Here is a 24,227-nt window from a genome sequence, read left to right as displayed (position 1 = left end):
CACCATGAAAAAGGTAGGGCTCTTTTTCGGCACATTCAACCCTATCCATGTTGGCCATTTGGTGATAGCTAACCATATGGTAGAATTCTCAGATTTGGATGAGGTGTGGTTCGTGATTACCCCACAAAGCCCCTTCAAGACGAAGCAATCGTTGTTGGATGACCACCACCGTTACCAAATGGTATATGAGGCTGTACAGGAGTATCCCAAATTAAAACCTAGCAAAATTGAATTTGATTTGCCCCAACCCAATTACACCATCAATACGTTGGTTCATTTGAACGAGCAATATGGCAGCGACCACAAATTCTCACTTATTATGGGAGAGGACAACCTGAAAAGCTTTCACAAATGGAAGAATTATGAGACTATCTTGGAGCATTATTCCATTTATGTGTATCCGAGAATTTCTGAAGGGGAGGTTGACCATCAATTCAAAGAAAACTCAAAAATCACCAAGGTAAATGCACCCATTATGGAGATTTCATCAACCTTTATCCGAAAGGAACATAAAAAAGGGAAAAATATTAGACCGCTGCTCCCAAGTGCCGTTTGGAAATATATGGATGAAATGAATTTTTATAGGTAGTAGTTTCTTTTCACTAGGATTTGGACAAAATATCGGTTCCCAAATATTTGTTGTCCTTGTTCATGTACCACGCCCGTGTCTTGGGCATTTTTATCCCGTTGATTTCCTCCAAGCCTTCCAAAAGGATGTATTCCCCATCATTTTTGCTTTCATCATGGTAAAATTGATACACTTCCATGGCATAGGTCTCAGGGTCAAAATAGAAATACCATACATCGTTGCCCACATTCTCATCGTAAGTAACTTTCAGCACCAGATACTCCTTTCCATTGAAGGTCTTTTTTTGCACTGAGTCGTCCAATAAGGTGCCAGGGTCCCTGAGCTTCATGGGAAGACCGTAGAGGTAGGTGTAATAATTTTTCATGGTTTCGCCACGGTCGCACGTAAGCCTGTACGACTTTATATCTTCTTCACTTATCTCATTTGAACCGTTGAGAAAGGCATTGCATATTCCTTTATCAAAGTGATATCCATAAGAATCACCATCCTTCTCAACCAAAAGGCTGAATTTTTGCTGTGGGGTATTGAGGGATATGGTGCTCAGCCGATTACTCGAATTGGGGCTTTCCATGAGCACTTTGAACTCTCCATCAAAGGTTTTCCAGTTGCCGTTGGGGTCGTGAAAAGCGATGGCTTTGCTCAGAAGCTCTGAACCAGTGATATCCTGTGCCTGAGAAATGGTAACATAGCACAAGGTTATAAGTAAAAAGAGATGCTTCATAAAGCCCAAAGTTTTAGACTATTTATCCTTGTTCTTTTCTATTCGAGCTGGCTCCACGGTGCTGTCATGCTCGGAATAATAAAGCTCCAAAAGCTTTATTGTGGCTTTTACCATGTCTTTACTTTCAGTGAGCAATGAGAAATACAAGGTGGTATTCTTTGGGCTGGTTTCCTCTGTTCTGGTGCGAGCCACCTGTTTTTCCATTTTATCGGAAATCAGGTTAAAATACTGGTCCTTGTCATTTAGGATACTACCAATCTTATCAAAAGACTTCTCACTGAAGGTTTCTGTGGTTTTGGAGAATAGGCCTTCCAAGAGGTGGTCTATATCTTTTAGTTCCTTGATTTGGTTGTACTTCAATTTTTTGTGGTTGTTGAGCACATGGGTATAACTCACTTTTGAGATATATTCCAATGATTGGGTAAAATCTTGGAGCACTCCCAATAAGGTGATGTAAAAATTACTGGCACCTCCCACACTGGATTCATCCAAATTCTTGATAAAGTAATAAAGGTTGTTTTTGAGACCATCCACTTCTTTAGCTAGCTTTTTAACGCCTTTATTGTTCTTTTTCAAAGCTTCAAGGTCGTGTTTGGCCAATCCATTGATAGCTCCAGAATAGATTTTATTACTTCGTTTAACCACGCTGGCAATGTTGGTGGCGCTTTCCTCAATAACACCTTGAATGGAGCTACTTTCAGCCTTTCTGAGGATATCTTCTACTTTGGTCTCTACTTTTTTGCGGGTATGGCTCAAATAGTTTCGCACCAAAAGGATTCCAGCAAATAATAAAAGGGCCAATAGAGCCACAAAACCTCCAAGGTGAATTAGATAGGCAATGGTTGCAGCAGATACAAAGGCACAAATGGCTGTAAAGAACCATCCGCCAATTACATTGAGCACACCGGCTACACGGTACACTGCACTTTCGGAACCCCAAGCACGATCCGCCAATGAACTCCCCATGGCCACCATAAAGGTAACGTAGGTTGTGGACAGGGGTAATTTCATGGAAGTGGCCACAGAGATAAGTACACTGGCCACCATTAAGTTTACAGATGCCCTAACCATATCAAAGGCAGGGGTGTCTTGTGCCTTGCCTTTTGGAACATATTTATTGGGTTTAGAGAGCCTGTTCATCACCCTTTCCCTAAAGCTTTTTGGGATGGTATTGGCAACATTGTCAAAAGCAGTTATAGAGAACTTTACAATCTGGCGAGATAAGAAATTGGGCTGAAAGCGTTCTTCACCCTCACCTTCACGGGCGAGATTGATTTCGGTTTCTGTTACATAACGGGCTTTGGTGGATAGCCAAAGTGTAATTATCATGACCAATCCAGAAATCAGCAGTAAATACGTTGGTGTTTGGACAGCCGAGGCAAGTCCTTCCATGGAAAACTCAGTAGCAGCCATTCCGGAAGCCTGCCAGTCTTGAAAGGATTGCAAAGCGGCCAAGGGAACACCGATAAAGTTGACCAAATCATTTCCTGCAAAGGCCATGGCCAAAGCAAAAGTTCCCAAGACAATAATAATCCTATAAATGTTCTGATTAAAAAAACTTGTCAGTACCCATGAGACAATGGCCCATAACACAAAATTTGCCAGTAGGAATAAATCCGGCCGTAAAGCTGCAAATTCAGTCAAACTGCCATTCAACATTTCTGCACTGCTCAATCCTTTAATTAGTATAAAGTAGATGATTGCTGTAATGGCAAGTCCACCAAAAATGGAACCTATCCATTTGGGCTGTTCATTAAATCGAAAGGAAATTAACAAACGGGATAAAAATTGCACTATGGCCCCAATGGTAAAGGCTATGGCGACAGATAGCAAAATACCCAGAATAATTTCAGTCGCTTTTTCTGTATTGATGTAACTTCCTAATGCCTCAAAACCTTGTCCGGCACCAGAAACTTTTATTAAGGCCATGGCCACGGCAGCGCCCAATAGTTCAAAAACAATGGATACTGTGGTAGAGGTAGGCATACCGAGCGTGTTGAAAAAATCCAACAGCAGTACATCGGTGATCATCACAGCCATAAATATGACAATAATCTCTGCGAAAACGAATTCAGAAGGGTTGAATATGCCTTTTCGAGCCACTTCCATCATGCCACTGGAGGACATTGCCCCAAAGGCAATACCAACACTGGCCACTACCATAATTGTCTTAAAAGAAATGGCTTTTGATCCCAGAGCAGAGTTAAGGAAGTTTACAGCATCGTTGCTGACCCCAACGACCAAGTCGGTTATTGCTAGGATTCCTAAGGCAATAACCATAAAAATGTAGATATTCTCCCCCATTGTATTTAGAAATATGACAAAAATGCCATTATAAATCCGCTTCAAGGTTAATAAAATGTTACGAAATACGGGTAGGATTCTTTGATTATTTTGACCCATGGGGTCGCAGGTTTATCTTTTGATATATCTTCGCCACAAATAGACCGCAGATGGAATGGGAACAGCTACTTTCTTTAAAGCGACAGGGAGACACGCATAAACGACTCCGTAAAGAACAAGAAGAGACCCGTTTAGGATTTGAGGTGGACTATGACCGTATCATTTTTTCCTCGGCGTTCCGTAGCCTTCAAGACAAGACCCAGGTGGTGCCCATGCCCATAAGCGTGGGTTCCAAAAAGGATTTTGTGCATACCAGGCTCACCCATAGCTTGGAAGTTTCGGTGGTAGGGAGAAGCTTAGGGCGCACTGCGGGGCAACAAATATTATCCAAGTATCCGTACTTGGCCGATGTTCACGGGTATCATTTCAATGATTTTGGTGCTATTGTGGCGGCGGCTGCCTTGGCGCATGATATTGGAAACCCACCTTTTGGACATAGTGGGGAAAAGGCCATCGGCAATTATTTTAAGCAAGGTAACGGCAAAAAATACAAAGCGTCACTATCTGCGGAAGAATATCAAGATTTGGTGGATTTTGAAGGAAATGCCAATGGGTTTAAATTGTTGACGGAAGCTCGGGAAGGGGTTCCTGGAGGGTTACGATTGAGCTATGCCACATTGGGTGCTTTCATGAAATATCCAAAAGCATCTTTACCAAAAAAACCATCCAAGCACATTGCGGACAAAAAGTTCGGGTTTTTCCAGTCTGAAAGGGATTTTTTCATGGAAGTGGTTGAAGAAATCGGATTGGCGACTAACCCAAACAATCCCGGAACTGGGTTTTATAGGCATCCGTTGACTTATTTGGTGGAAGCCGCGGATGACATTTGCTATACCATTATAGATTTTGAGGACGGCATCAATTTGGGGCTTATTCCAGAGGAATATGCATTGGAGTATCTCATTAATTTGGTGAAGGACAACATCAACACCAAAAAATACAACGCCATGACCAACTCCAGCGATAGATTAAGCTATTTGCGGGCTTTGGCAATCAATACTTTGATCAGGGATGCTGTGGATGTTTTTGTGAAGCATGAATCTGAAATTCTTGAAGGGACGTTCGATGCTGCCCTTTTGGATAAAGGTAAATATCAACCCCAAGTAGAAGACATCATAAAGTTGAGTGTTGAAAAAATATATCAATCTGTTGAGGTGGTGGACAAAGAATTGGCAGGGTATCGCATTATCTCGGATTTACTGGATATGTATACCAACGCATTGATCAATACCAAGGAGGAAAATGCAAGCAATTATGATGGATTGTTGATCAGAAGTTTGCCAGAAAATTACAGGAATTCAGACACATCAGTCTATAAAATCCTTTTGGATACCAGTTGTTTTGTGGCCAGTCTATCGGATAGTGCTGCGGTACACATCCATGATAAGCTTACAGGGCGGAAAATCTAAAAACTATAAAGGATTCCCACACCCAATAGCTGCTTAAATTGAATCCTTGGTATTCCGGGGTCTATGACGGTACCGTCATCGGCCACAACTTCATCAAATTTAATATCGTCATCGTAGATGAGATGCGTTCCAATGTTTGCCTTGATGTAATCATTTACCTTTAGATTAAAGTTCATTTCCCAATCCACATCTATATTCCCAAAACTTCTGACGTAGTCCGTGTAGAGATTTATTCTGTGGTTCATTTTTACGTTTCGGACTATTTCTTTCTCCCAAGTATTGGTGATAAGAAAACCAAGTTCCAAAAACAAGTTTTCACCTTCTTCCACTCCAAATGCCCCTTGGTTCGAAAGCGTTTCATCCAATACAAAAGTGGATTTCATTGTGGCCGGAGAGATATATAGATTAAAGTTGTCTTGGGTGGAGATATAGGACGTACCCATACCTAAGAAGAGATATCCAGGAGCCATAAACCTGGAAATTGGGTTTTCCCTGTCCGGATATTTAAAACCATTGGAGAATTGCGTATTGAAATTTGTCTTGACCGAATAATACCAATTGGTTAGGGTATCTTTTCTAAAACTTATGGTTGAAGTAAGTCTAATTTGATCATCGGTTTTTCTGAGCTTTCTTCCTTCTTGTGCATTGAGTCCATATCTAAATACAGCCTCGTTGTTCCAGTTGAGGTACCTAAACTTATAGTTGCGCCCAAACCGCATACTGGCCAAAGCTGAAACGGAATTGTCTCCCCCTGCGTTCCAATTCACAAAGGCAACCTCGTTTATGTTCAAGCCAAACTCATTGATTTTTTTCCAGAATGAAGTGGGTTCAAAGCGTTTGTACCATCTGCGCAATGGCTTAATTCGATTTAAAACCGCTCTGGGGTCTCTCAATTTAGCACTTCTTGGCACATACTTGAGCTTAACATCCTTAATGCGAACCACTTTAAAGGTGTAATCGGTGCTATCGGATTTCAGCTCAAAAACCTTGAATGGGTCTCCTTGCGCATGTGCGGAAAGGCAAACGGTAACAAAAAGAACAAGAAAGCAAATTAATCGCATTGGTTTAAGGTTGATTTTATATAGGAATGTAAGGTATCAAAATCTATACCAGCCAGTTGGTGGGTCTCGGGAATTGTGCCTTGTGCAACAAACTTATCAGGAATGCCAAAAATTTTAACGGGTTTTGAATACCCTTCGCTGTTGGCAAATTCAAGTACCGCAGAACCAAATCCCCCAATTTTGCAACCATCTTCCACGGTAATAATATGACTGTATTGTTTAAAAATAGTATGGAGCATCTTTTTATCCAAAGGTTTTACAAATCGCATATCGTAGTGGCCAATGGTATCTGGATCATTGAGAGCTTTCAAGAGGAGGGTGATTTCATTTCCAATGTGGCCAATGGAAAGAATTGCAACTTGGGTACCTTCCTTTAAACAACGAGCGGCACCTATTTCAATGGACTCAAAACTAGTTTTCCATTCCAAAGTCACTCCGTGTCCTCTAGGATATCGAATGGCGATAGGGCCATCTAGTCCCATTTGGGCAGTGTACATGATGTTTCTTAGTTCCATTTCGTTCATGGGAGCGAACACTGTCAAATTTGGGATGCAGCGTAAATAGGCCATGTCAAAAACGCCATGATGTGTTGGTCCATCCTGTCCCACCAATCCGGCGCGGTCCAAACAAAAGATGACAGGAAGGTTTTGTAAGGCCACATCATGGATTACTTGGTCATAGGCCCGCTGCAAAAAGGTGGAATAAATATTACAAAAAGGAACAAGTCCCTGTGTTGCCATTCCTGCAGAAAGAGTAACGGCATGTTGTTCCGCAATACCCACATCAAATGCCCGGTCCGGCATTTTTTCCATCATGTATTTTAAGGAACTTCCTGTTGGCATTGCCGGGGTGATGCCCACTATTTTATTATTTTTTTCAGCAAGTTCAACCAATGTGAGTCCAAAAACATCTTGGTACTTTGGGGGTTGTATTTCTTTTGATTTTTTGAGCCGTTCCCCGGTAATTTTGTCAAATTTGCCCGGAGCATGGTAGACCACCTGATCTTCTTCAGCCTTTTTTAACCCCTTTCCCTTGGTTGTTATAATATGGAGGAGTTTGGGGCCTTCAACATTTTTCAACCGTTGTAATTCTTGAGCCAATCCTATTACATCATGCCCATCCATGGGGCCTGAATACTTCAAATTCAGACATTCAAAAATGTTTTCATCTTTGGCTGTGCCTTTTTTTACATTGGTGAGGTATTTTTTTAGGGCTCCAACACTAGGGTCTATTCCAATGGCATTGTCATTGAGAACTACAAGGGCGTTTACATTGGTGACTCCTAAATGATTGAGTCCTTCAAAAGCCATTCCACTGGCAATGGACGCATCCCCTACCACCGCAATATGTTGTTTGGAAGGTTTTTGGCTCAATTTTGAAGCCATGGCCATGCCCAAAATGGCTGAGATGGCCGTTGAACTATGTCCGGTTCCAAAATCATCGTATTCACTTTCACTTCGTTTTGGGAATCCACTAATTCCCCCGAGTTGACGGTTGGTATCGAATATTTCCTTTCGGCCTGTCAATATCTTATGGCCGTAGGCCTGATGGCCCACATCCCAAATGAGTTTGTCATTGGGCGTATCAAAAACATAGTGCAAGGCAATGGTGAGCTCCACAACGCCTAAACTGGCACCTAAATGCCCTTCTTTGGTGGATACAATATCAATAATGAATTCCCGAAGTTCTTGGGCAAGTTTGGGCAGCTCATCCAAAGAGAGTTTTCTGAGATCTTTCGGGGATTCTATATGTGTTAAAAGCTTTTTCAATGGATAAAAAACAAAAGTACCTATAATCAGTAAAATTATTTTATGTGTAGCTTAGCCATCTCATAAAAATCTTTAAAAAAAGTTGTGGAAAATCCGTTTGACGACACTTATTTTATGAAGAAGGCCCTGCAAGAGGCAGAAATTGCTTTTGAAAATGGTGAAGTGCCTGTTGGTGCTGTGGTCGTGGTGAACAACAGAATTATTGGCAGGGCCCACAACCTTACAGAACGCTTAAAGGATGTTACCGCACATGCCGAGATGCAGGCCATTACCGCGGCCTCAAATTTTCTGGGCGGGAAGTATTTAACGGGATGTACACTGTATGTTACGTTGGAACCGTGCCAAATGTGTGCAGGGGCATTGTACTGGAGCCAGATTTCCAAAGTGGTTTATGGAGCACCTGATTTAGAGCGTGGGTTTAATGTAATGGGAGGGCATTTGCATCCCAAGACGGAAATTGTGGGAGGGATTTTGGAAAATGAAGCTGCAGAATTGTTGAAGCGTTTTTTTATCCAAAGAAGGAACCTGAACTAAATAAAAACCCCCGAAAAATCGGGGGTGGTAAAAAATCAAAATAAAATATTGTTATCCGATTACCTGCACTTGGGCAGCAACCAATCCTTTTCTTCCTTCTTCTTCCTCGTATTCTACTTTGTCGCCGTCGTTCAATTCTACTCCGTTCAACGCTGTAACATGAACGAAAATGTCTTTTCCTGTTTTGTCGTTTGTAATGAACCCATAACCTTTGGATCCATTAAAAAATTTTACTGTACCGGTCATTAAAAAAATAATTTGTTAAAACACTAAAATATACTTTTTTACGTCGCCTTGGATGAATATAGTATTAAATCTTAGAAAATTATTGATTCTCAGTATTTTTGCCCTCTTTGTCCTGCATTTTCCTAATATTGTCCTTGGTGAGCATGTAATTTTTCATGTCCTTGTGCTTACTTTCCTTATAAAGAAATAGGGGCATTGCCACCAAGAACAAGCCAACAGTGCCCAAGCCAATGTATTTATGTGCTGAACTTGTTTGCTCTTCATCAAGGGTGAAACCGTACACTATGGAGCAAAATGAAAGCAGAGTTATAAAAACGATGATATGTTTAAACTTAATTTTCATTGGGTATAATTGATCAATTTTCTTCGGTAGGCCGTCAACAATTTGGATTTTGAGATGAACCCTTCATATTTTCCATCCTTTATCACAGGCAAGTTCCAAGCACCGCTGTCCTGAAATTTTTTCATTACCTGTTTCATGGTATCCTTGCCGTAAAAAATGTGTTCCGGGGGTGCATGCATCAAGTTTTTTACGTAGATGGAATCATAAAGCTCCCGATCAAACATGAATTGCCTAATATCATCCAAAACAATAATACCCATTAGTTTTTTGTCATTGTCCAATACGGGAAAAATGTTCCGCTTGGATTTGGAAACGGATTCGTGCAGCATTTCTCCCAAGGACATGTCGGGGTGCACTGCTTTGAAATTTTTTTCGATTACATCTTCAATTTCCATGAGCCCTAAAACCATTTGATCTTTATTGTGGGATAGCAATGCACCAATTTTTGCAAGTTCCTTGGTGTAAATGGTATAATCCATAGCATTTCTTGTGGTCAAATACGATATGGATGCGGTTATCATCAGTGGAACAAAGAGCTCATAGCCACCCGTGATTTCGGCTATCAAGAAAATGGCGGTCAATGGCGCATGGATTACTCCTGCAATCAAGCCAGCCATGCCAATGAGTGTAAAATTACTTTCTGATACGGAAAACCCAAGCCCCAGATTGTTGATGACCTTGGCCACTACATTGCCCAACGCACTTCCCATAACCATGGTGGGAATGAATATTCCACCTGCTCCTCCAGCTGCAAATGTTGTGGTCATGGCAATGGCCTTGAATATGGTGATTCCGAACAAGAGGGCAATCACTACCCAGATATTGCTGACATAGGCATCAAACGGGGTCTTGCCCAATGCCTTTAGATGATTTCCTTCCAAAAGACTGTTGATAAACCCAAAACCTTCACCATAGAGTGGAGGAATGGCGTAGAGCATTATCCCTATGGCAATACCGCCCACTAAAAGCTTGTACTTTGGACTTTTGAAACGCTTAAAAAAGGTAAGGATGGCAAAATACATCTTTGTAAAATAGATGGAGGCAAAAGCAGTACCTACTCCAAGTAAGACATAAAATGGGGTGTCCTTTAATTGAAAACCTTCCGTTAGTGAAAAGCTAAAAAGCACTTCGTTTCCCAAGAAGAAATAGGAAGTGAGTACACCAGATATCGAAGCCAACAATAGTGGGAGCATTGAGAGCATGGTCAGGTCCAACGTAAATACTTCCACCGCAAAAATAATGGCTGCAATCGGCGATTGAAAAATAGATGATATTGCGCCGGCTGAGGCACAGGCTACCAACAGGGAACGTGTTTTGGTATCAATATGAAATAGTCTGCTTAAATTGGAACTTATGGCGGAACCAGACTTTACCGCTGGCCCCAACAGTCCCACGGAACCCCCGAAACCAACGGTAAGTGGTGCAGTTATCAAAGGTGTATAGATGTCCTTTACGGTAAGCAAACCTCCTTTTTTGGACAGCGAGAAGATGATGGATGAAACCGCATGTTGAATTGGTTTTTTGTGCACAAACTTTACATAGAGGTAAACCAAGGTCAAACCAATAGTGGGTAAAATAAAGTACAGTTGGTTTTCAGAAAAGACGACACCCATTTTCAATAGTGATTCAATAAAATAGGTGAAGTTTTTCAAGGTTACGGCCACCAACCCTGCCAAAAAACCAACCACCAAACTCATAATGTGCACAAAGGTCTTGTTGGAGATGTTTTTATATCGCCATTTTAGAAAACGGGTTAAATATTTTTTGCTCTTTTTGGGCATGGGGTCAATGATACACTTAAATGTATTAAAAAATCCCGCGTTTGGCGGGATTGACATATTTTTTAAAGGTCCAACTTTAGGTGCAGCTCCTTTAACTGTTCATCATCAACGGGAGCAGGTGCATCGATCATAACATCCCTGCCACTGTTATTTTTTGGGAAGGCAATAAAATCGCGTATGGTTTCCTGTCCTCCCAAAATGGCCACCAATCGGTCTAAGCCAAAGGCAATACCTCCGTGGGGTGGAGCACCATATTGGAAAGCATCCATTAAAAATCCGAACTGGGCCTTGGCCTCTTCGGGGGTAAAGCCCAAATGTTTGAACATGGTTGCCTGTACCTGTTTATCATGGATACGGATGGAACCTCCACCAATCTCATTTCCGTTTAGTACTAAATCGTAGGCATTGGCCTTAACGGTACCAGGGTCGGTCTCCAAGAGACCCAATTGACCGGGTTTTGGCGATGTAAACGGGTGATGCATGGCATGATAAGTGCCGGTTTCTTCATCAAGTTCCAACAACGGAAAGTCTACAACCCATAATGGAGCAAACTCATCTGGTTTTCTAAGCCCGAGCCTTGTTGCCAGTTCCATTCGGAGAGCGCTTAGTTGTGCTCTTGTTTCATTCGTCTTTCCGGAAAGTACACAAATTAGGTCGCCCGGTTTGGCTCCGGTCACTTCTGCCCATTTGGCCAAATCCTCTTGGTCATAGAACTTGTCCACCGAAGATTTAAAAGTGCCATCTTCGTTACATTTTACATAAACCATGCCTTTGGCTCCTACTTGGGGCCGTTTTACCCAATCGATAAGCGCATCAATTTCTTTTCGAGTGTATTCTGCAGCTCCGGGAACGGCAATACCCACTACCAATTCAGCTGAGTTGAAGACATTAAAATCTTTGTGTTGGGCCACAGCGTTCAGTTCCCCGAATTGCATTCCAAAACGGATGTCGGGCTTGTCATTGCCGTACAAGCGCATAGCATCATCAAAGGTCATTCTAGGAAATTCTTCCACTTCCACACCTTTTATTTCTTTCAACAGATGTTTGGTAAGCCCTTCAAAAGTGTTGAGGATGTCTTCTTGCTCCACAAAGGCCATTTCGCAGTCTATCTGGGTAAACTCAGGTTGACGGTCAGCACGTAAATCCTCATCCCGAAAGCATTTTACAATTTGGAAGTATTTGTCCATACCGCCCACCATCAGTAATTGCTTAAAGGTCTGGGGCGACTGGGGCAATGCATAAAACTGGCCTTCGTTCATTCGGCTGGGAACCACAAAATCTCTTGCACCTTCGGGGGTGGATTTGATGAGATACGGAGTTTCCACATCAATAAAACCCTGATCGGAAAGATATTTGCGTACCTCCATGGTTACTTTGGACCTGAAGATGAGGTTGTTTTTTACCGGATTCCTTCGGATGTCCAAATAGCGGTATTTCATGCGGATATCCTCGCCGCCATCGGTGTCATCCTCAATGGTGAATGGAGGCAAAAGGGATTTGTTCAAGATGGTGAGTTCGGTGACCAAGACCTCAATCTCTCCCGTAGGGATATTTGGATTTTTGGAGGCTCGTTCGATAACCTGCCCCTTAGCTTGGATGACGGTTTCACGACCAAGTTCCCGGGCTTTTTCCAAGAGCTCTTTTGAGGTTCTTTCCTCATCAAAAACCAACTGTGTAATGCCATAGCGATCACGTAGATCAACCCATGCCACAAAACCTTTGTCTCGCAGTTTATGGACCCAACCGCTCAATACAACTTCTAACCCGATGTGTGAAGCTCTCAGAGCCCCACAAGTATTGCTTCTGTACATCTTATTTGTTCTGGAGGGCAAATTTAATAGGAATACCGAAATCTAGGGTTAGATAAAGGGATTTTCTACTTGAAGAGTATTTTTTTGGTGTGTTCAATTTAAACTTTATGATTTTATTGGATGATGTTCATCTAACTTTTTCTTAACTTTAATTTTACATTGAGGGGTACTTATGCCAAAAAATGATCAATTTCTTCGATAAAACGTTGATTGTTGTTTTGTTTTATTTTAAATCAATATACTATAAAACAGTGATTTACCACCTTAATGTTAACTTAATGTAAATTAAATGTTACATAAATATTTATTTAATGTAAAATTTAAATACATTTGTATCGTTATTGATTAAGAAAGATTGATTTTATAAACCCATAGACTATGAAGAAAGCAATATTTATTTTAGCAGTGATGTTTTCGGTTTGTATGTATCCACAAGATATAGAACCGACTTTGGAAAAAGTGGGGAAAATGGTAAAAGCTACATATTTTCACGAAAACGGTGAAATAGCCCAAACTGGCTATTTAATGAAAGGTAAACTACACGGCGAGTGGCTGATGTATGATGCAGATGGTAAAAAGCTTGCCTCTGGCACGTATGAAAATGGAACAAGAGTTGGCAAATGGTTCTTTTGGGAAGGTGATATCTTAAAAGAAGTGGATTTTTCCGATAATCGCATTGTCAGTGTAAAAAATTGGAACAATTCTGAAGTTGTTTCCGTTGACCTTTAAGTACAACAGTGTTTAAAAGAAAGCCCCGACCAAATGGTCGGGGCTTTTTTGTTTTTAGAAATGTCAGGATTTACGCAGCCATGTTTAGCTCTTCCTTTTTATTTTCCTCCTTCCTGTTTCTCCTCCGTTGAATCCTCAACTTAATCCTGTAGACCAAGCTGAATAGGATGGGTACCACAATCAGTGTTAGGAAGGTGGCTACCAGCAACCCATAAATCACGGTCCAGGCCAATGGTCCCCAGAAGATTACGTTGTCTCCCCCAAAGTAAATGTTGGGATTGAATTCGCTCATCAATGTAAAGAAGTTAATATTGAACCCTGTGGCCAATGGTATCAATCCTAAAATTGTAGTGATGGCGGTCAACAATACAGGTCGCAACCTCGCTTTTCCGCCTTTTACCACAGCCTCCTTAAAGTCTTCGGGATCTAATAGGTCATCTTCTTCAAGGTCAAGGGCCACTTTCTTTCGGTCAATGAGGAGTTGAGTGTAATCCAACAACACCACACCGTTGTTCACCACAATACCTGCCAAGGAAATGATACCCATCATGGTCATCATGATTACAAACGCACTTCCTGTGGCAACAATTCCCCCAAATACCCCAATCAAACTCAAGAATATGGCCAGCATAATAATGCCGGGCTTGGAAACTGAATTAAACTGGAAAATCAAAATGAAGAAAATAAGACCAAGTCCAGTAAAAAAGGCACCCATTAAAAAGGCCATTTGTTTGTTCTGTTCCTCAATTTGGCCAGTGTAATCAATTTTTATACCGGATGGAAGTCCTTCAAAATCATTCATTTCATCTTGAATCTTGCTGACAATTGCGCCTGCATCTGTATAGCCTGGAGCCAAAGCAGAATATACGGTTACCACACGTTTGGTATCGCGGTGTTTAATGGCACTGAACCCAGTGCTGTTCACTTGTTTTGCCACAGCAGATACCGGCACTTCCTTGATTTGCCCGTTGGAGGCATCCCTAAACGTGATTCGTTGGTTGAAGATGGCGCTGGTATTATAGCGGTTTTCTTCATTGAAACGAACATAGATGTCGTAATCTTCCCCACCTTCTTTATAAATGCCCGCTTTTGCTCCAAAAATGGAGTTACGAAGCTGTTGCCCAACCTGGCCAGTGGCAACACCCAATTCTCCAGCTTTTTTCCGGTCCACCGCCACCAACATGGAGGGTTTTGATTTGTTTACATCAATTTTTAGCTCATCAATCCCGGGAATGTTTCTTGAATTGATAAAGTTTCGCATTTGCTCGGCGGTATTGATCAAATCAGTATAATCATCCCCTTCGAGTTCTATATTGATGGGATATCCCGCCGGTGGGCCCACTGCATCTTTTTCTACCGAGATGGCCACCCCGGGGTACACATCCTTAAGGGCTTCTTGAACCTTGCGAAGTAACTCATTACTGTCTGCACCTTCACGATATTTGTATTCGCGCATGGTAGCCGTAATCTTTCCGCGGTGGGGCATTTCGGCAGCAGAACCTCCATCGGTTTGGGGGTTGCCTGCACCTTCACCTACCTGTGAGACCGCACTTTCCACCAAGAAATTATAATCCCCGTGCTCGTAAGCATCGGAATTGACAATATCGTAGACCTGTTGCTCAATTTCCTTGGTAATTGTATTGGTCTTTTCAATATCAGTTCCCTCTGGATATTCTATGTAAACAATAATCTGGTTGGGGGTATTGTCCGGAAAGAACTCCACCTTGGTCCGTTGGCTGCCAACGGATGCCCCAAAGCCCATAAAAGCAATCAAAAGAAGTGCAAATGTTCCAACTGCAATGAAAATGGGTTTTCTCCCGGACAGAGCCCGGCGAAGAATTCTTTCATAAAAACTTTCCCATCGAGGAAGCACTTTATTTTGAAACCCATTGGCCCAATTTCGTAGGAACAAACGATACACCCAAAGCATGATGGCCGTTAAGACCATAGCGGAGCCCAAGGCTCGATAGCTTCCGCCAAAAATGATAATCAACAGACCAATGGCGCCTACAATTGAAGTGATCCTTATAATGTTCTTCAAAGGCATTTCTTTGTCTTCAGTGGTCATATACCGAGACACTAACACGGAGTTGAAGAAGATGGCCACGAAAAGTGAGGATCCTAATACCACGGAAAGGGTAACGGGGAAATAGATCATGAACTGGCCCATAACACCGGGCCACAATCCAAGCGGAACGAAGGCCGCAACAGTAGTCAAGGTAGAAATAATGATGGGAAACGCAATCTCCCCTATACCCTTTTTGGCCGCTTCAATTCTGGACATGCCTTCTTCATCCATCAATCGGTAAACGTTTTCCACAACTACAATACCATTGTCCACCAACATTCCCAATCCCATAATCAACCCAAAGAGAATCATGGTGTTCATGGTGTAGCCCAAGGTGTTCAAAATCATTAGGGACATGAACATGGACATGGGTATGGCAAAACCAACGAAAAGGGCATTCTTAAAGCCAAGGAAGAACATCAATACGGTCACCACCAAGATAATCCCGAAAATAATGTTGTTCACCAAATCGTCCACTTGCCCAATGGTTTTGGAAGATTGGTCGTTGGCAATAGTAACTTTTAGGTCTTGCGGAAATACATTTTTAAGCGCATCATCCACAATTACCTGAATCTGCTCAGCAGCGGCCACCATGTTTTTCCCGGCCCGTTTTTTAACATCGAGCATCACTACAGGTTCACCGTATTCTCTGGCATAGGTGGTCTTGTCCTCCTCCTTGAAAGTGATTTCGGCAACATCCCTTAAATAAATAGGATTGCCATTTTCCGATTTTACCACAAAACTTTCAAGGTCTTTTGGTTCATCAATTTCACCAATAATTCGAATAGTCCTTCGCTGCCCACTCGTGATCAGGTTACCTGCAGAAGTGGTCATGTTCTCATTGCTAATGGTGTTGATGATATCGCTAAAACTTACTTTGGCGGCCATCATTTTGTAAATGTCCACGGCAACTTCCACCTCTTTTTCTTGGGCACCACGGATGTCAACCTGCTTTATTTCTTGAAGTCCTTCAATTTCGTCTTCAAGATATTCGCCATATTCCTTGAGCTTGTCCACAGGATAATCACCTGAAATATTGATGTTGAGGATGGGAATTTCCTCGGACATACTGAGGTCAAAAACATTAGGTTCCACCTTAGCTCCATTAAATGTAGGCCAGTCCTCACCAGCTGTTTTGGAATCAACTTCATCTTTAACCTTTTGCAAGGCGGCTTCCACACTTATTTTCTCATCGAACTCCACAATGATCATGGAATAATCTTCCTGTGATGTTGAGGTGATTTCCACTACATTGCTTACTGTTTTCAGTTCATCCTCAATGGGATCGGTAATCAGTTTTTCAATATCCTCAGCAGTATTCCCGGGATATAGTGAGCTGATGTAAATTTTGGTCTCCTTAATTTCAGGGAAACTTTCCCTAGGCATACTGAAATAAGCCGATGCTCCCAGGAAAAGAATGACAGCAATCAACACATACATGGTTGTTTTGTTGTCAATAGCCCATGAGGACAGCCTAAATTCCTTATCTACGCTTTTTTTCTGCTTGCTCATAATTTGATTGGCTATATATTGTTCTTTATTTTGACTTTTTGCCCTTCTTTTACACTTCGGGCCCCTTCATCAATAATGCCGTCACCACTATTAATTCCTGATAGTACTTCTACATAATCCCCTTGGGTCTTGCCAGTTTCAATGACTACTTTTCTGGCCACGGGATCAGTTGAAATAGAATCTGCATCCACCAAAAAGACATACTGCTCCCCATCTGCATTTTCAGAAACAATACTTTGGGGGATTAAGATGGCATCCTCGCTTGTATAATCATTGATCATGACCCTTGCCGTAAGGTTGGGCTTTATTTTGCCATCATGACTTGGCACTGGAATTTCAGCCGTAAACGAGCGGTTCGCAGGATTGATGAAATTACCGGTCTGCCTTATCTTGGTGCTAACACTATCTCCCAAAACAGGAAAATACACCTTAACATCCTTGCCCGGGGTAACATTGGTGAGGTGGCTTTCTGGCACTTCCACCTCAATGTACATATTGGATAGGTTTACTATTCGGAACACTTCAGAACCGGGACCTGGAGATACCACAGTACCTTCGTCCTTGATAACATCATCAATGATTCCGGAAAAGGGCGCTCTAATGGTAGATTTGGCAACTTGACTTTCCAGTTGCTTTACCGCACTCCGTTGAGACTCATAATTGGTCTTGGCCTGCAAGAATTGTATTTCAGAACCAATATTTTGTTCCCAAAGTCTTTTTTGGCGTTCAAAAGTGGTTTTGCTCAATTCTTCTTGGGTACGCAATTGTGCCAATTGGCTTGAAAGGCCACCATCATCAATGGAGGCAAGTAGCTGTCCTTTGCTTACCTTTTGGCCTTCCTTAACGTAGACACGGTATAGTGTTCCGGCCATTTCGGGGTAAATAAGTACATTTTGTTTGGTCATTACATCGCCCTGCAGTTCTAGGTAGTGGTCAAACTTTTGAGGTTTGGCCTCGATTGCTGTGACCAGTGGCAACTTTGCGCTATCGTCCAAAACAGCAATGGCAGAATCCAATGATTTAAGCTTCATTTCCAAAGCTTTTTGCTCCTTGGAAATCTCTGCTTGTTTGGCTCTAATGGCCCCTATGTCGTTACTGGCGATGACATTCTCGACTGAGTTGTTGGACCCACCCCCACAAGAAGCCAAAACTACTGCTGTTAAGGTTATATATAGTATTTTTTTCATGATGATATGGTTTTCGTTGTTGTTATTGATTTAATATAGTTTCCAGTTCGGTTTTCTTGTTTATGACATCAACCATGGATTGTAAATATTCTTGTTGACTGGTGTAGAGCTGGGTTTGTGCCTGTCGTAGCTCAAAGCTGGTGGCCAGACCTTCAGTATATTTAATTTGATTTTTGGTTTCAATACGTTCAGCCAGTTCAAGGTTCTCTTTTGAGGTGCCATACTGCTCAACGGCAAGAATGTAATCACTTTTAGCACTTTCCAACTGAAGCCGTATCTGTTCCTGTGCCTCCGTAAGTTGGGTTTTTGCCTTTTCAAGGGCAATTTTGGCCCGTTGGGTGCTGGCGCTTCGTCCCAACGAACTAAAAATAGGGATGTTAAGATCAACGCCTAAAACGGAGGAACCAAACCATTGCTGTCCGCTACTCAAGAAATTGAATCGGTCACTGAAAGAGTTTCCGCCGTAGTTCACAAATGCATTGAGGGTGGGCAAGGCCCGACTTTTGGCAAGTTTCAATTCAAGAAATCGCTGTTCGTTGAGGTTGACCGCCATTTTATAGTCCACATTGCTTTCAATATTGAAATCAGTATGCAATAGGCCCAAATCAATTTGTTTTTGGGTAAGGATATCGAGGTCTTCAGTCAAAACCGTTGGGGTTTCGGTGGGAAGGCCCAAAACCAAATTGAGCATTTGTAGCGTAATCTTTTCCAAACGTTGGGCATTTTTCAACTGGTTATCTACAGAGGAAAGCGTAATCTGCAATTGGTCCACGCTTTCTTCATCACCCAGTCCGTTTTCATAGATGCGTTTGGTCTCATACAGGTTTTTCTCCAAGGTTTCTTTGTTCTTTTCAGAGATCAAAACACTTTCCTGTGCCAAGAGTACATTTCCATAGGCTTCCACCACGGCCTTTCTCACATCAAGGTCTGTTTTTTCCTTGTTGTTCTGACTGTAGTCTAAAAATGTTTTAGTGGCTTGGACCCCTACAATGTATGACCCGTCAAAGATTTGTTGGGTTAACGTGGCCGAAGCCGCCATGGATTGGGGCTGCCCAAAGACTACTTCTTGGAAGGTTCCAGGTTCGCCGCCAAAAAACTCGGCTGGAATCTGTGATACAGGCTGCTTTAACTGGTTTTGATAACTAACGGCTCCGGAAATTTGGGGAAGCCCGGTCGCAATGGTCTCCCATTTCTGTTTTTGTGCATCCACGATGTCCCGTGAAGCGTTCATGGCACTGTAATTATGTTCCAGCGCGTATTGAATGGCTTCATCCAAACTGAAACTTGGAATGGTGTCCTGTGCTGATGCAAGCCACGGTAATAAAACGAATAGGCTGATTAGGGTTGTTCGCATTTATTCTTGATTTGAATTGATGATTGAGTTTAGTATTTTTCTTCCTTTTGGAGTTACAATGCCTCTGAGGTGATACTCTAGATAATAATCCATTAGCTGTGGCATGGAGAAAATCTGAACGGGGAAAAGTTCATTGTCCTTAATGCAACTCACCCCCGAAAAATAAATTCGAGATATGAATTCCACGTTGAGATTATCGCGGTAAATGCCCATTTCCATACCGCGATTGACATTGTCCTTGACGCACTCAAGCATTACCTCATACTGCCGTTGCTTTAAGGTTCGGCTAATTTTGGGATAGTATTTCTGCAGTTGGTATTGGGGGGATGATTTTTCGTCCTTTAAATGCAGCATTACAAATTTTTTGATCTCATAGAGTTCTTCAATTGGATTTTTTTTCTGTGCTATAATCTCATTGATGCCACCTGAAATAACACAGTACAGATTTGAAGTGCTTTCTTCCACCAGTTCTGTCTTATTCTGAAAATGGGAATAGATCGTCTTTTTTGAAATCCCCATCTCATTGGCCAAATCGTCCATGGTCACGCTCTTAAAACCTAAGTTTAAGAACAACTCCGTTGCCTTTTGTATAATCTTCTCCCTCATAATGAGCGGCAAAAGTAACTCAGGAAACTTTAAAAACAAAAATAGTTTCCAAGGTTTTACAATTATTTAACGGAGGGGCGAGCCATTTTTAATGACTCCATCCAACTATATATTGACGATAATGGAAATCTTTTTTGGACTGAATCGTGTTTTTTGATCGTAAACTCCAAAAAAAGGATTTGTACTGACGCTTGTAGCGTTCTTGAATGATGTTCTTTTTACTCGGTATCATGATTATCGTTTTTGATTCGTTCTACGTAATTTTTATAAGCTTCTTCACCTTCTTCCTTCCAAAATTGCTCGTAGTGTTTCCACTCTTCAAAGTCTCTTCGCATGGTGCTACATCGATGTGTCGCTTTAAACTTCTTTTTGTGACGGGATTTGCCACTATTTTTTCCACTGCCCCCGCCACCAAAACCAAATAAAAGCTTGGCAATTACAAAGATGCCCAGAGCTTGCCAGTAGGTTATGGTGGATAATCCGAACAAATCGGGCATGAGCCAGTTCCATAACCACATGAGCACATAATTGGCCAGCAGAAAAACTGCGATTCCAAAGATGACCATGGCAATTATCTTGACCACCTTTTTTACATAGTGCTCCATTTTTCGCTCAATTTTTTTCTCAAAGTCTTTTGAATGTTCCATAGTTACAAGCTTTTAAATTCTTTTATATTTTCTAGATTTTTTAATAACAATGACATCGCTCGATGCCTTCTAGACATCAATGTTCCCGTGGATATACCGGTTCTTATGGCTATCTCTTTATAGGTGTAACCTTCGAAGTCGATGGCGATGATGATGTCCCTATAAACCGGTTTTAGTTCGGTTACCGCATTTTTCAATGCCTGCTCCATTTCTGGAGAGTATGAATTATCGGCGTCTCCATAAAAGAGCTCGGCAAAGTCTTGCCATTGACGATCAATGTCGTCACTGGAGTATTTGCGCTCTTTTCTGCCACGCATAATATCAATGATTCGGTTTCGTATAGCGCTGTACACAAAACCCCCAATATTGTTGATGGGCAAAATGTCATCCGCCTTTGAGAACACTCGTAACGCAACATCTTGCACAATGTCTTCAGCATCACGCTCAGAGGTATCCTGAATTTTGGACTGCACATAAGACCTCAATGAATAGTACTCTTCATTGAAAAATGTGGTCAGGTTATTTCTATTCTCCGTTTTGGCGGCCATTTAAATAAGGGACTGGTTGTGTGCTTCACCTGTAAAGACGAAGTATTTCAAATCTATTGCATTTTTTGTGCAACTTTTTTTTAGGATGTACAATGGACCTCTTGGATGCTTTTGTTTTTCAGGGATTTATGGGAGAATACTATTTTTAGAGTTTTTGAATGTATTTTTGATTCCATGGCAGACAAAAATAGCATTGGGCAATACAGGGATTTCTTTGTTTCATACCTAGAATCGAGGACCAATTTTGGTGAACCTCAAAATCTATATGAACCCATTACATACATACTAGGTTTGGGAGGGAAGCGCATGCGGCCCATACTTACTTTAATGACTGCCGAGCTTTTTGGAGCAAACCCAAAAATAGCTATGGATGCCGCTCTGGCCATTGAGATGTTCCATAATTTTTCGTTGGTACATGATGATATTATGGATGATGCCCCGTTGCGAAGAGGTAAGACCACGGTTCATGAAAAATGGGATTTGAACACAGGAATCCTCTCTGGGGATGCCATGCTGATTTTGGCCTACCAGTTTTTTGAAAGCTACCCACCAGATGTATTTAAAAAACTGACCATCCTTTTTAGCAAAACGGCCATTGAGGTTTGTGAGGGCCAACAGTACGATGTTGACTTTGAAACTCGCGATGATGTTACCATCCCAGAATATCTAAAAATGATTGAGTACAAAACTTCGGTTTTAGTGGCAGCCGCTATGAAAATGGGGGCCATTGTGGCGAATGCGTCGGATTCAGATGCAGATGCTATCTACGAGTTTGGGCGAAATTTAGGTATCGCTTTTCAGCTACAGGACGATTATTTAGATGCTTTTGGAGACCCTAAGACTTTTGGGAAACAGGTTGGAGGCGATATCATGGTCAACAAAAAGACGTTTTTGTACTTGAAGTCGCTAGAAAATGCATCCTGGGAAAACCGTGAAGGGCTGTTGCATCTGTATTCTATTAAACCCGAAGATTCTACTGCCAAAGTGGAAACCGTAAAGTCAATTTTTGAAGAAAGTGGTGCGGTTGATGAAACCAAGGCTGAAATCAAAAAGTATACAGAAAAAGCATTTGCCACTTTGGACCAAATGAATCTTCCCGAAGCGAATAAGCAGGCTTTACTTCAATTTGGAAAAAGTCTAATGCAGCGCAACGTTTAAAATAGTCTTTTCCATAAAGCTTTCAAGAAAGGTTTGGGTGGCGGCGCAGATATTATTTTCAATTCATCCCATAGGTTGGATTCATTTCCCAAAAACTTTAAAATCAGGGAAGCTTTTCTTTTTTGGAATAGCGATTCAAAAATAGATTGTCCCAAGTGATTGTCTTTATAAAGGATATCCAACAGAAGCATATCGTAAAACCGAAAGCGACCCTTCTTATAAAACTGGGTAAGTGGTCTGTTTTGTTTTAGATGTTTAACCAAACGTTTTATCTGTTGACTGGTATGATAAAAGGTGAAGCCGGTGCTTGGTTTGGCCCACCCTCCAGCGACCCCAATATAAAATAACCGCTCCGTATTGTGTTGATGGAAGGGATAGCAGGTCATGGGTATAGTGCCAAACTCTGTTTCTTGGATGGTGTAGGGAGTATCATTGTATTTTTCTTTGATGTATTTTTTGATGGCTTGTTCATAGTCACTTTTTTCCAAAAGATGTTCTGAAAAAAGCGTGTACTCCACTAAGGCTTCATTTTCAGAAAATGGAAGCACATACATAAAGCGCGTATTGCCTTTTTGTGGTACAGAGAAGTCCATGAAGGTCGCCTTAGAAAAATTAAATACCGACTGTTCGGTTTTTATTTGCCATCCTAGGAAGTGTTGTTGTAAAACAGGGAATTTATCTTGTTTTAAAGGGATGGAAGGGTCATACAAGCTAGAAAATACCGTTTGTCCTGTAAATTTTTGGAATGCTGTACTCACCAAAACTTCATTTTTTCTTTCCTCGATTTGGGTAACCTCCTCTTGAATCCAAGTAATGTTCGGATAAGCCTTTACCTTTGGTAAATAGTGATTGTAAAAGTCAACGCCCCGAAGCATTTTATACGTATATGGGGCAACGGAAGTAGATTTGTCCAATTTTTGCCCAGCAACGTAAATCGACTCCCAGGTTTTGTAGGCTAAATCATCAAAATCACCTATACCTTTTTCCCAAAAACACCATGTACGGTCATTTTTGGATTTGTCATCTTTATCCAGTATCAAAATAGTTTTGGAGGCAAAGAATTCATCCTTCCCTAAGGCATCAGCCAATAATAACCCAGCAGCACCGCCACCTAAAATGATATAGTCGTAATGGGACATAAATCAAAAATAAGCAAAGCAAGCTTAGGAAAAGGAAAACTGCTTTGCTACTGGAATTTTAGAGTTTACTCTTCTTTTCCTGGGATGGAGTCCGGCCATGTTTTACGATATTTCTCCATGGTGGCCTCGTAACTTGTCGCTAAAGAATCCGCTTCTTTTTCAGAATACAAATCTTTAGCCTTAACAAAGAAATCTTCTTCTTCGTCCTCCAAATGATGTTCTACCTTGTCCGCCAACTTTTTTAAGGTCGCCAGCCAATGGGGAGAACTCATATCAGTGTTGGTAAGCTCCTCGATCAGTTCATCCATTTCATGATGCTCGGCCATACCATGTCGAGCATCTTCCTGCATTTCGTCGGTATCTATCAATGGTGAATAAAAATAGCGCTCCTCGGCAAGGGCATGTACTTCCAGTTCTTTTTTAAGGGCTATCCAGAGTTTTTTTCTTTCCTTGGAGTCTCCCGAAGTATCTTTTAGTCTATTGCATAAATCTCTTTGAACATCATGGTCCTTTTTAATAGCCTCGTAAATTTTCATTTTAGCTCGTGTTTTTAAGTTTAAAATGAATTTAAGCGTAAGACCTAAAAATGATTAACCCAAATGATCAAATTTT

The 24,227-nt window shown here is 41.5% G+C and carries 21 protein-coding genes; 5 read left to right on the top strand and 16 right to left on the bottom strand.

The features are described 5' to 3' along the window. Window positions 1–4 precede the first annotated feature (4 nt). Window positions 5–589 (top strand): nicotinate (nicotinamide) nucleotide adenylyltransferase, encoded by a 585-nt coding sequence (nadD, locus tag ACFOWS_RS15300; RefSeq protein WP_366586306.1) that lies wholly within the window; start codon window positions 5–7, stop codon window positions 587–589. A 13-nt stretch (window positions 590–602) separates the two neighbouring features. Here nadD and ACFOWS_RS15295 read toward each other — a convergent pair whose 3' ends face one another. Together ACFOWS_RS15295 and ACFOWS_RS15290 are read right to left on the bottom strand one after the other, a co-directional pair. Then, window positions 603–1,310, bottom strand: a complete 708-nt coding sequence (locus tag ACFOWS_RS15295; protein ID WP_379766354.1) for a DUF6503 family protein — start codon at window positions 1,308–1,310, stop codon at window positions 603–605. An 18-nt stretch (window positions 1,311–1,328) separates the two neighbouring features. Then, the gene (locus ACFOWS_RS15290; RefSeq protein WP_379766351.1) at window positions 1,329–3,614 is read right to left on the bottom strand and encodes an inorganic phosphate transporter; all 2,286 of its coding nucleotides are present in this window, start codon (window positions 3,612–3,614) and stop codon (window positions 1,329–1,331) included. A 149-nt stretch (window positions 3,615–3,763) separates the two neighbouring features. Here ACFOWS_RS15290 and dgt point away from each other — a divergent pair, with 149 nt between their 5' ends. After that, window positions 3,764–5,122: a dGTP triphosphohydrolase gene (gene dgt, locus ACFOWS_RS15285; RefSeq protein WP_379766348.1), complete on the top strand. Its 1,359-nt coding sequence runs from the start codon at window positions 3,764–3,766 to the stop codon at window positions 5,120–5,122. On the opposite strand, the gene ACFOWS_RS15280 is transcribed toward dgt, so the two are convergent. Both ACFOWS_RS15280 and ACFOWS_RS15275 read right to left on the bottom strand, forming a co-directional pair. Next, a complete protein-coding gene (locus ACFOWS_RS15280; protein WP_366586318.1) occupies window positions 5,119–6,183 on the bottom strand; it encodes a DUF3078 domain-containing protein in 1,065 nt (354 codons plus the stop codon). The genes dgt and ACFOWS_RS15280 overlap by 4 nt on opposite strands. Continuing rightward, entirely contained in the window at window positions 6,174–7,952 is a 1,779-nt protein-coding gene (locus tag ACFOWS_RS15275) for a 1-deoxy-D-xylulose-5-phosphate synthase (RefSeq protein WP_379766344.1), read from the bottom strand. Before ACFOWS_RS15275 ends, ACFOWS_RS15280 begins: the two co-directional genes overlap by 10 nt. A gap of 84 nt (window positions 7,953–8,036) precedes the next feature. Between ACFOWS_RS15275 and ACFOWS_RS15270 the strand changes: the two genes are divergently transcribed. Next, window positions 8,037–8,486, top strand: a complete 450-nt coding sequence (locus tag ACFOWS_RS15270; RefSeq protein WP_379766341.1) for a nucleoside deaminase — start codon at window positions 8,037–8,039, stop codon at window positions 8,484–8,486. A gap of 51 nt (window positions 8,487–8,537) precedes the next feature. Here the strand turns inward: ACFOWS_RS15270 and ACFOWS_RS15265 are convergent, their stop codons facing one another. The 4 genes from ACFOWS_RS15265 to aspS all read right to left on the bottom strand — a co-directional run bounded on the left by ACFOWS_RS15265 (window position 8,538) and on the right by aspS (window position 12,667). Next, window positions 8,538–8,732: a cold-shock protein gene (locus ACFOWS_RS15265; RefSeq protein ID WP_366586326.1), complete on the bottom strand. Its 195-nt coding sequence runs from the start codon at window positions 8,730–8,732 to the stop codon at window positions 8,538–8,540. Window positions 8,733–8,811: 79 nt separating this feature from the next. Then, complete coding sequence (locus ACFOWS_RS15260) at window positions 8,812–9,075, bottom strand: hypothetical protein (protein WP_366586328.1); 264 nt, start codon at window positions 9,073–9,075, stop codon at window positions 8,812–8,814. Continuing rightward, entirely contained in the window at window positions 9,072–10,856 is a 1,785-nt protein-coding gene (locus ACFOWS_RS15255) for a chloride channel protein (protein WP_379767039.1), read from the bottom strand. Before ACFOWS_RS15255 ends, ACFOWS_RS15260 begins: the two co-directional genes overlap by 4 nt. A gap of 62 nt (window positions 10,857–10,918) precedes the next feature. Further along, window positions 10,919–12,667 (bottom strand): aspartate--tRNA ligase, encoded by a 1,749-nt coding sequence (aspS, locus tag ACFOWS_RS15250; RefSeq protein ID WP_379766338.1) that lies wholly within the window; start codon window positions 12,665–12,667, stop codon window positions 10,919–10,921. Window positions 12,668–13,045: 378 nt separating this feature from the next. Between aspS and ACFOWS_RS15245 the strand changes: the two genes are divergently transcribed. Continuing rightward, window positions 13,046–13,396, top strand: a complete 351-nt coding sequence (locus tag ACFOWS_RS15245; RefSeq protein ID WP_379766335.1) for a toxin-antitoxin system YwqK family antitoxin — start codon at window positions 13,046–13,048, stop codon at window positions 13,394–13,396. 70 nt (window positions 13,397–13,466) lie between these two features. Here the strand turns inward: ACFOWS_RS15245 and ACFOWS_RS15240 are convergent, their stop codons facing one another. The 6 genes from ACFOWS_RS15240 to ACFOWS_RS15215 all read right to left on the bottom strand — a co-directional run bounded on the left by ACFOWS_RS15240 (window position 13,467) and on the right by ACFOWS_RS15215 (window position 21,318). Beyond that, a complete protein-coding gene (locus ACFOWS_RS15240) occupies window positions 13,467–16,976 on the bottom strand; it encodes an efflux RND transporter permease subunit (RefSeq protein WP_379766332.1) in 3,510 nt (1,169 codons plus the stop codon). 11 nt (window positions 16,977–16,987) lie between these two features. After that, on the bottom strand, window positions 16,988–18,163 hold the full coding sequence (locus ACFOWS_RS15235) for an efflux RND transporter periplasmic adaptor subunit (protein WP_379766329.1): 1,176 nt from the start codon (window positions 18,161–18,163) through the stop codon (window positions 16,988–16,990). Between the two features lie 22 nt (window positions 18,164–18,185). Then, a complete protein-coding gene (locus ACFOWS_RS15230; RefSeq protein WP_379766326.1) occupies window positions 18,186–19,517 on the bottom strand; it encodes a TolC family protein in 1,332 nt (443 codons plus the stop codon). Beyond that, on the bottom strand, window positions 19,518–20,123 hold the full coding sequence (locus tag ACFOWS_RS15225; RefSeq protein ID WP_379766323.1) for a TetR/AcrR family transcriptional regulator: 606 nt from the start codon (window positions 20,121–20,123) through the stop codon (window positions 19,518–19,520). A gap of 218 nt (window positions 20,124–20,341) precedes the next feature. After that, window positions 20,342–20,770 carry a hypothetical protein gene (locus ACFOWS_RS15220; protein ID WP_379766320.1) on the bottom strand — a complete coding sequence of 143 codons (429 nt, stop codon included), beginning with the start codon at window positions 20,768–20,770 and terminating at the stop codon, window positions 20,342–20,344. A 2-nt stretch (window positions 20,771–20,772) separates the two neighbouring features. Then, window positions 20,773–21,318, bottom strand: coding sequence for an RNA polymerase sigma factor (locus ACFOWS_RS15215; protein WP_379766317.1), 546 nt, complete (start codon window positions 21,316–21,318; stop codon window positions 20,773–20,775). Between the two features lie 174 nt (window positions 21,319–21,492). Between ACFOWS_RS15215 and ACFOWS_RS15210 the strand changes: the two genes are divergently transcribed. Beyond that, window positions 21,493–22,476, top strand: a complete 984-nt coding sequence (locus ACFOWS_RS15210) for a polyprenyl synthetase family protein (protein WP_379766314.1) — start codon at window positions 21,493–21,495, stop codon at window positions 22,474–22,476. Here the strand turns inward: ACFOWS_RS15210 and ACFOWS_RS15205 are convergent. Together ACFOWS_RS15205 and ACFOWS_RS15200 are read right to left on the bottom strand one after the other, a co-directional pair. After that, window positions 22,473–23,615, bottom strand: a complete 1,143-nt coding sequence (locus tag ACFOWS_RS15205) for a lycopene cyclase family protein (RefSeq protein WP_379766311.1) — start codon at window positions 23,613–23,615, stop codon at window positions 22,473–22,475. The genes ACFOWS_RS15210 and ACFOWS_RS15205 overlap by 4 nt on opposite strands. Window positions 23,616–23,680: 65 nt before the next feature. After that, window positions 23,681–24,151 carry a hemerythrin domain-containing protein gene (locus ACFOWS_RS15200; RefSeq protein ID WP_379766308.1) on the bottom strand — a complete coding sequence of 157 codons (471 nt, stop codon included), beginning with the start codon at window positions 24,149–24,151 and terminating at the stop codon, window positions 23,681–23,683. Between the last annotated feature and the right edge of the window lie 76 nt (window positions 24,152–24,227).

The sequence above is a fragment of the Flagellimonas marina genome, from assembly GCF_042651185.1.
Lineage (GTDB): Bacteria > Bacteroidota > Bacteroidia > Flavobacteriales > Flavobacteriaceae > Flagellimonas > Flagellimonas marina.
Note: the sequence above shows the minus strand (reverse complement) of the source record. Positions and strands in the feature narration are given on the sequence as shown.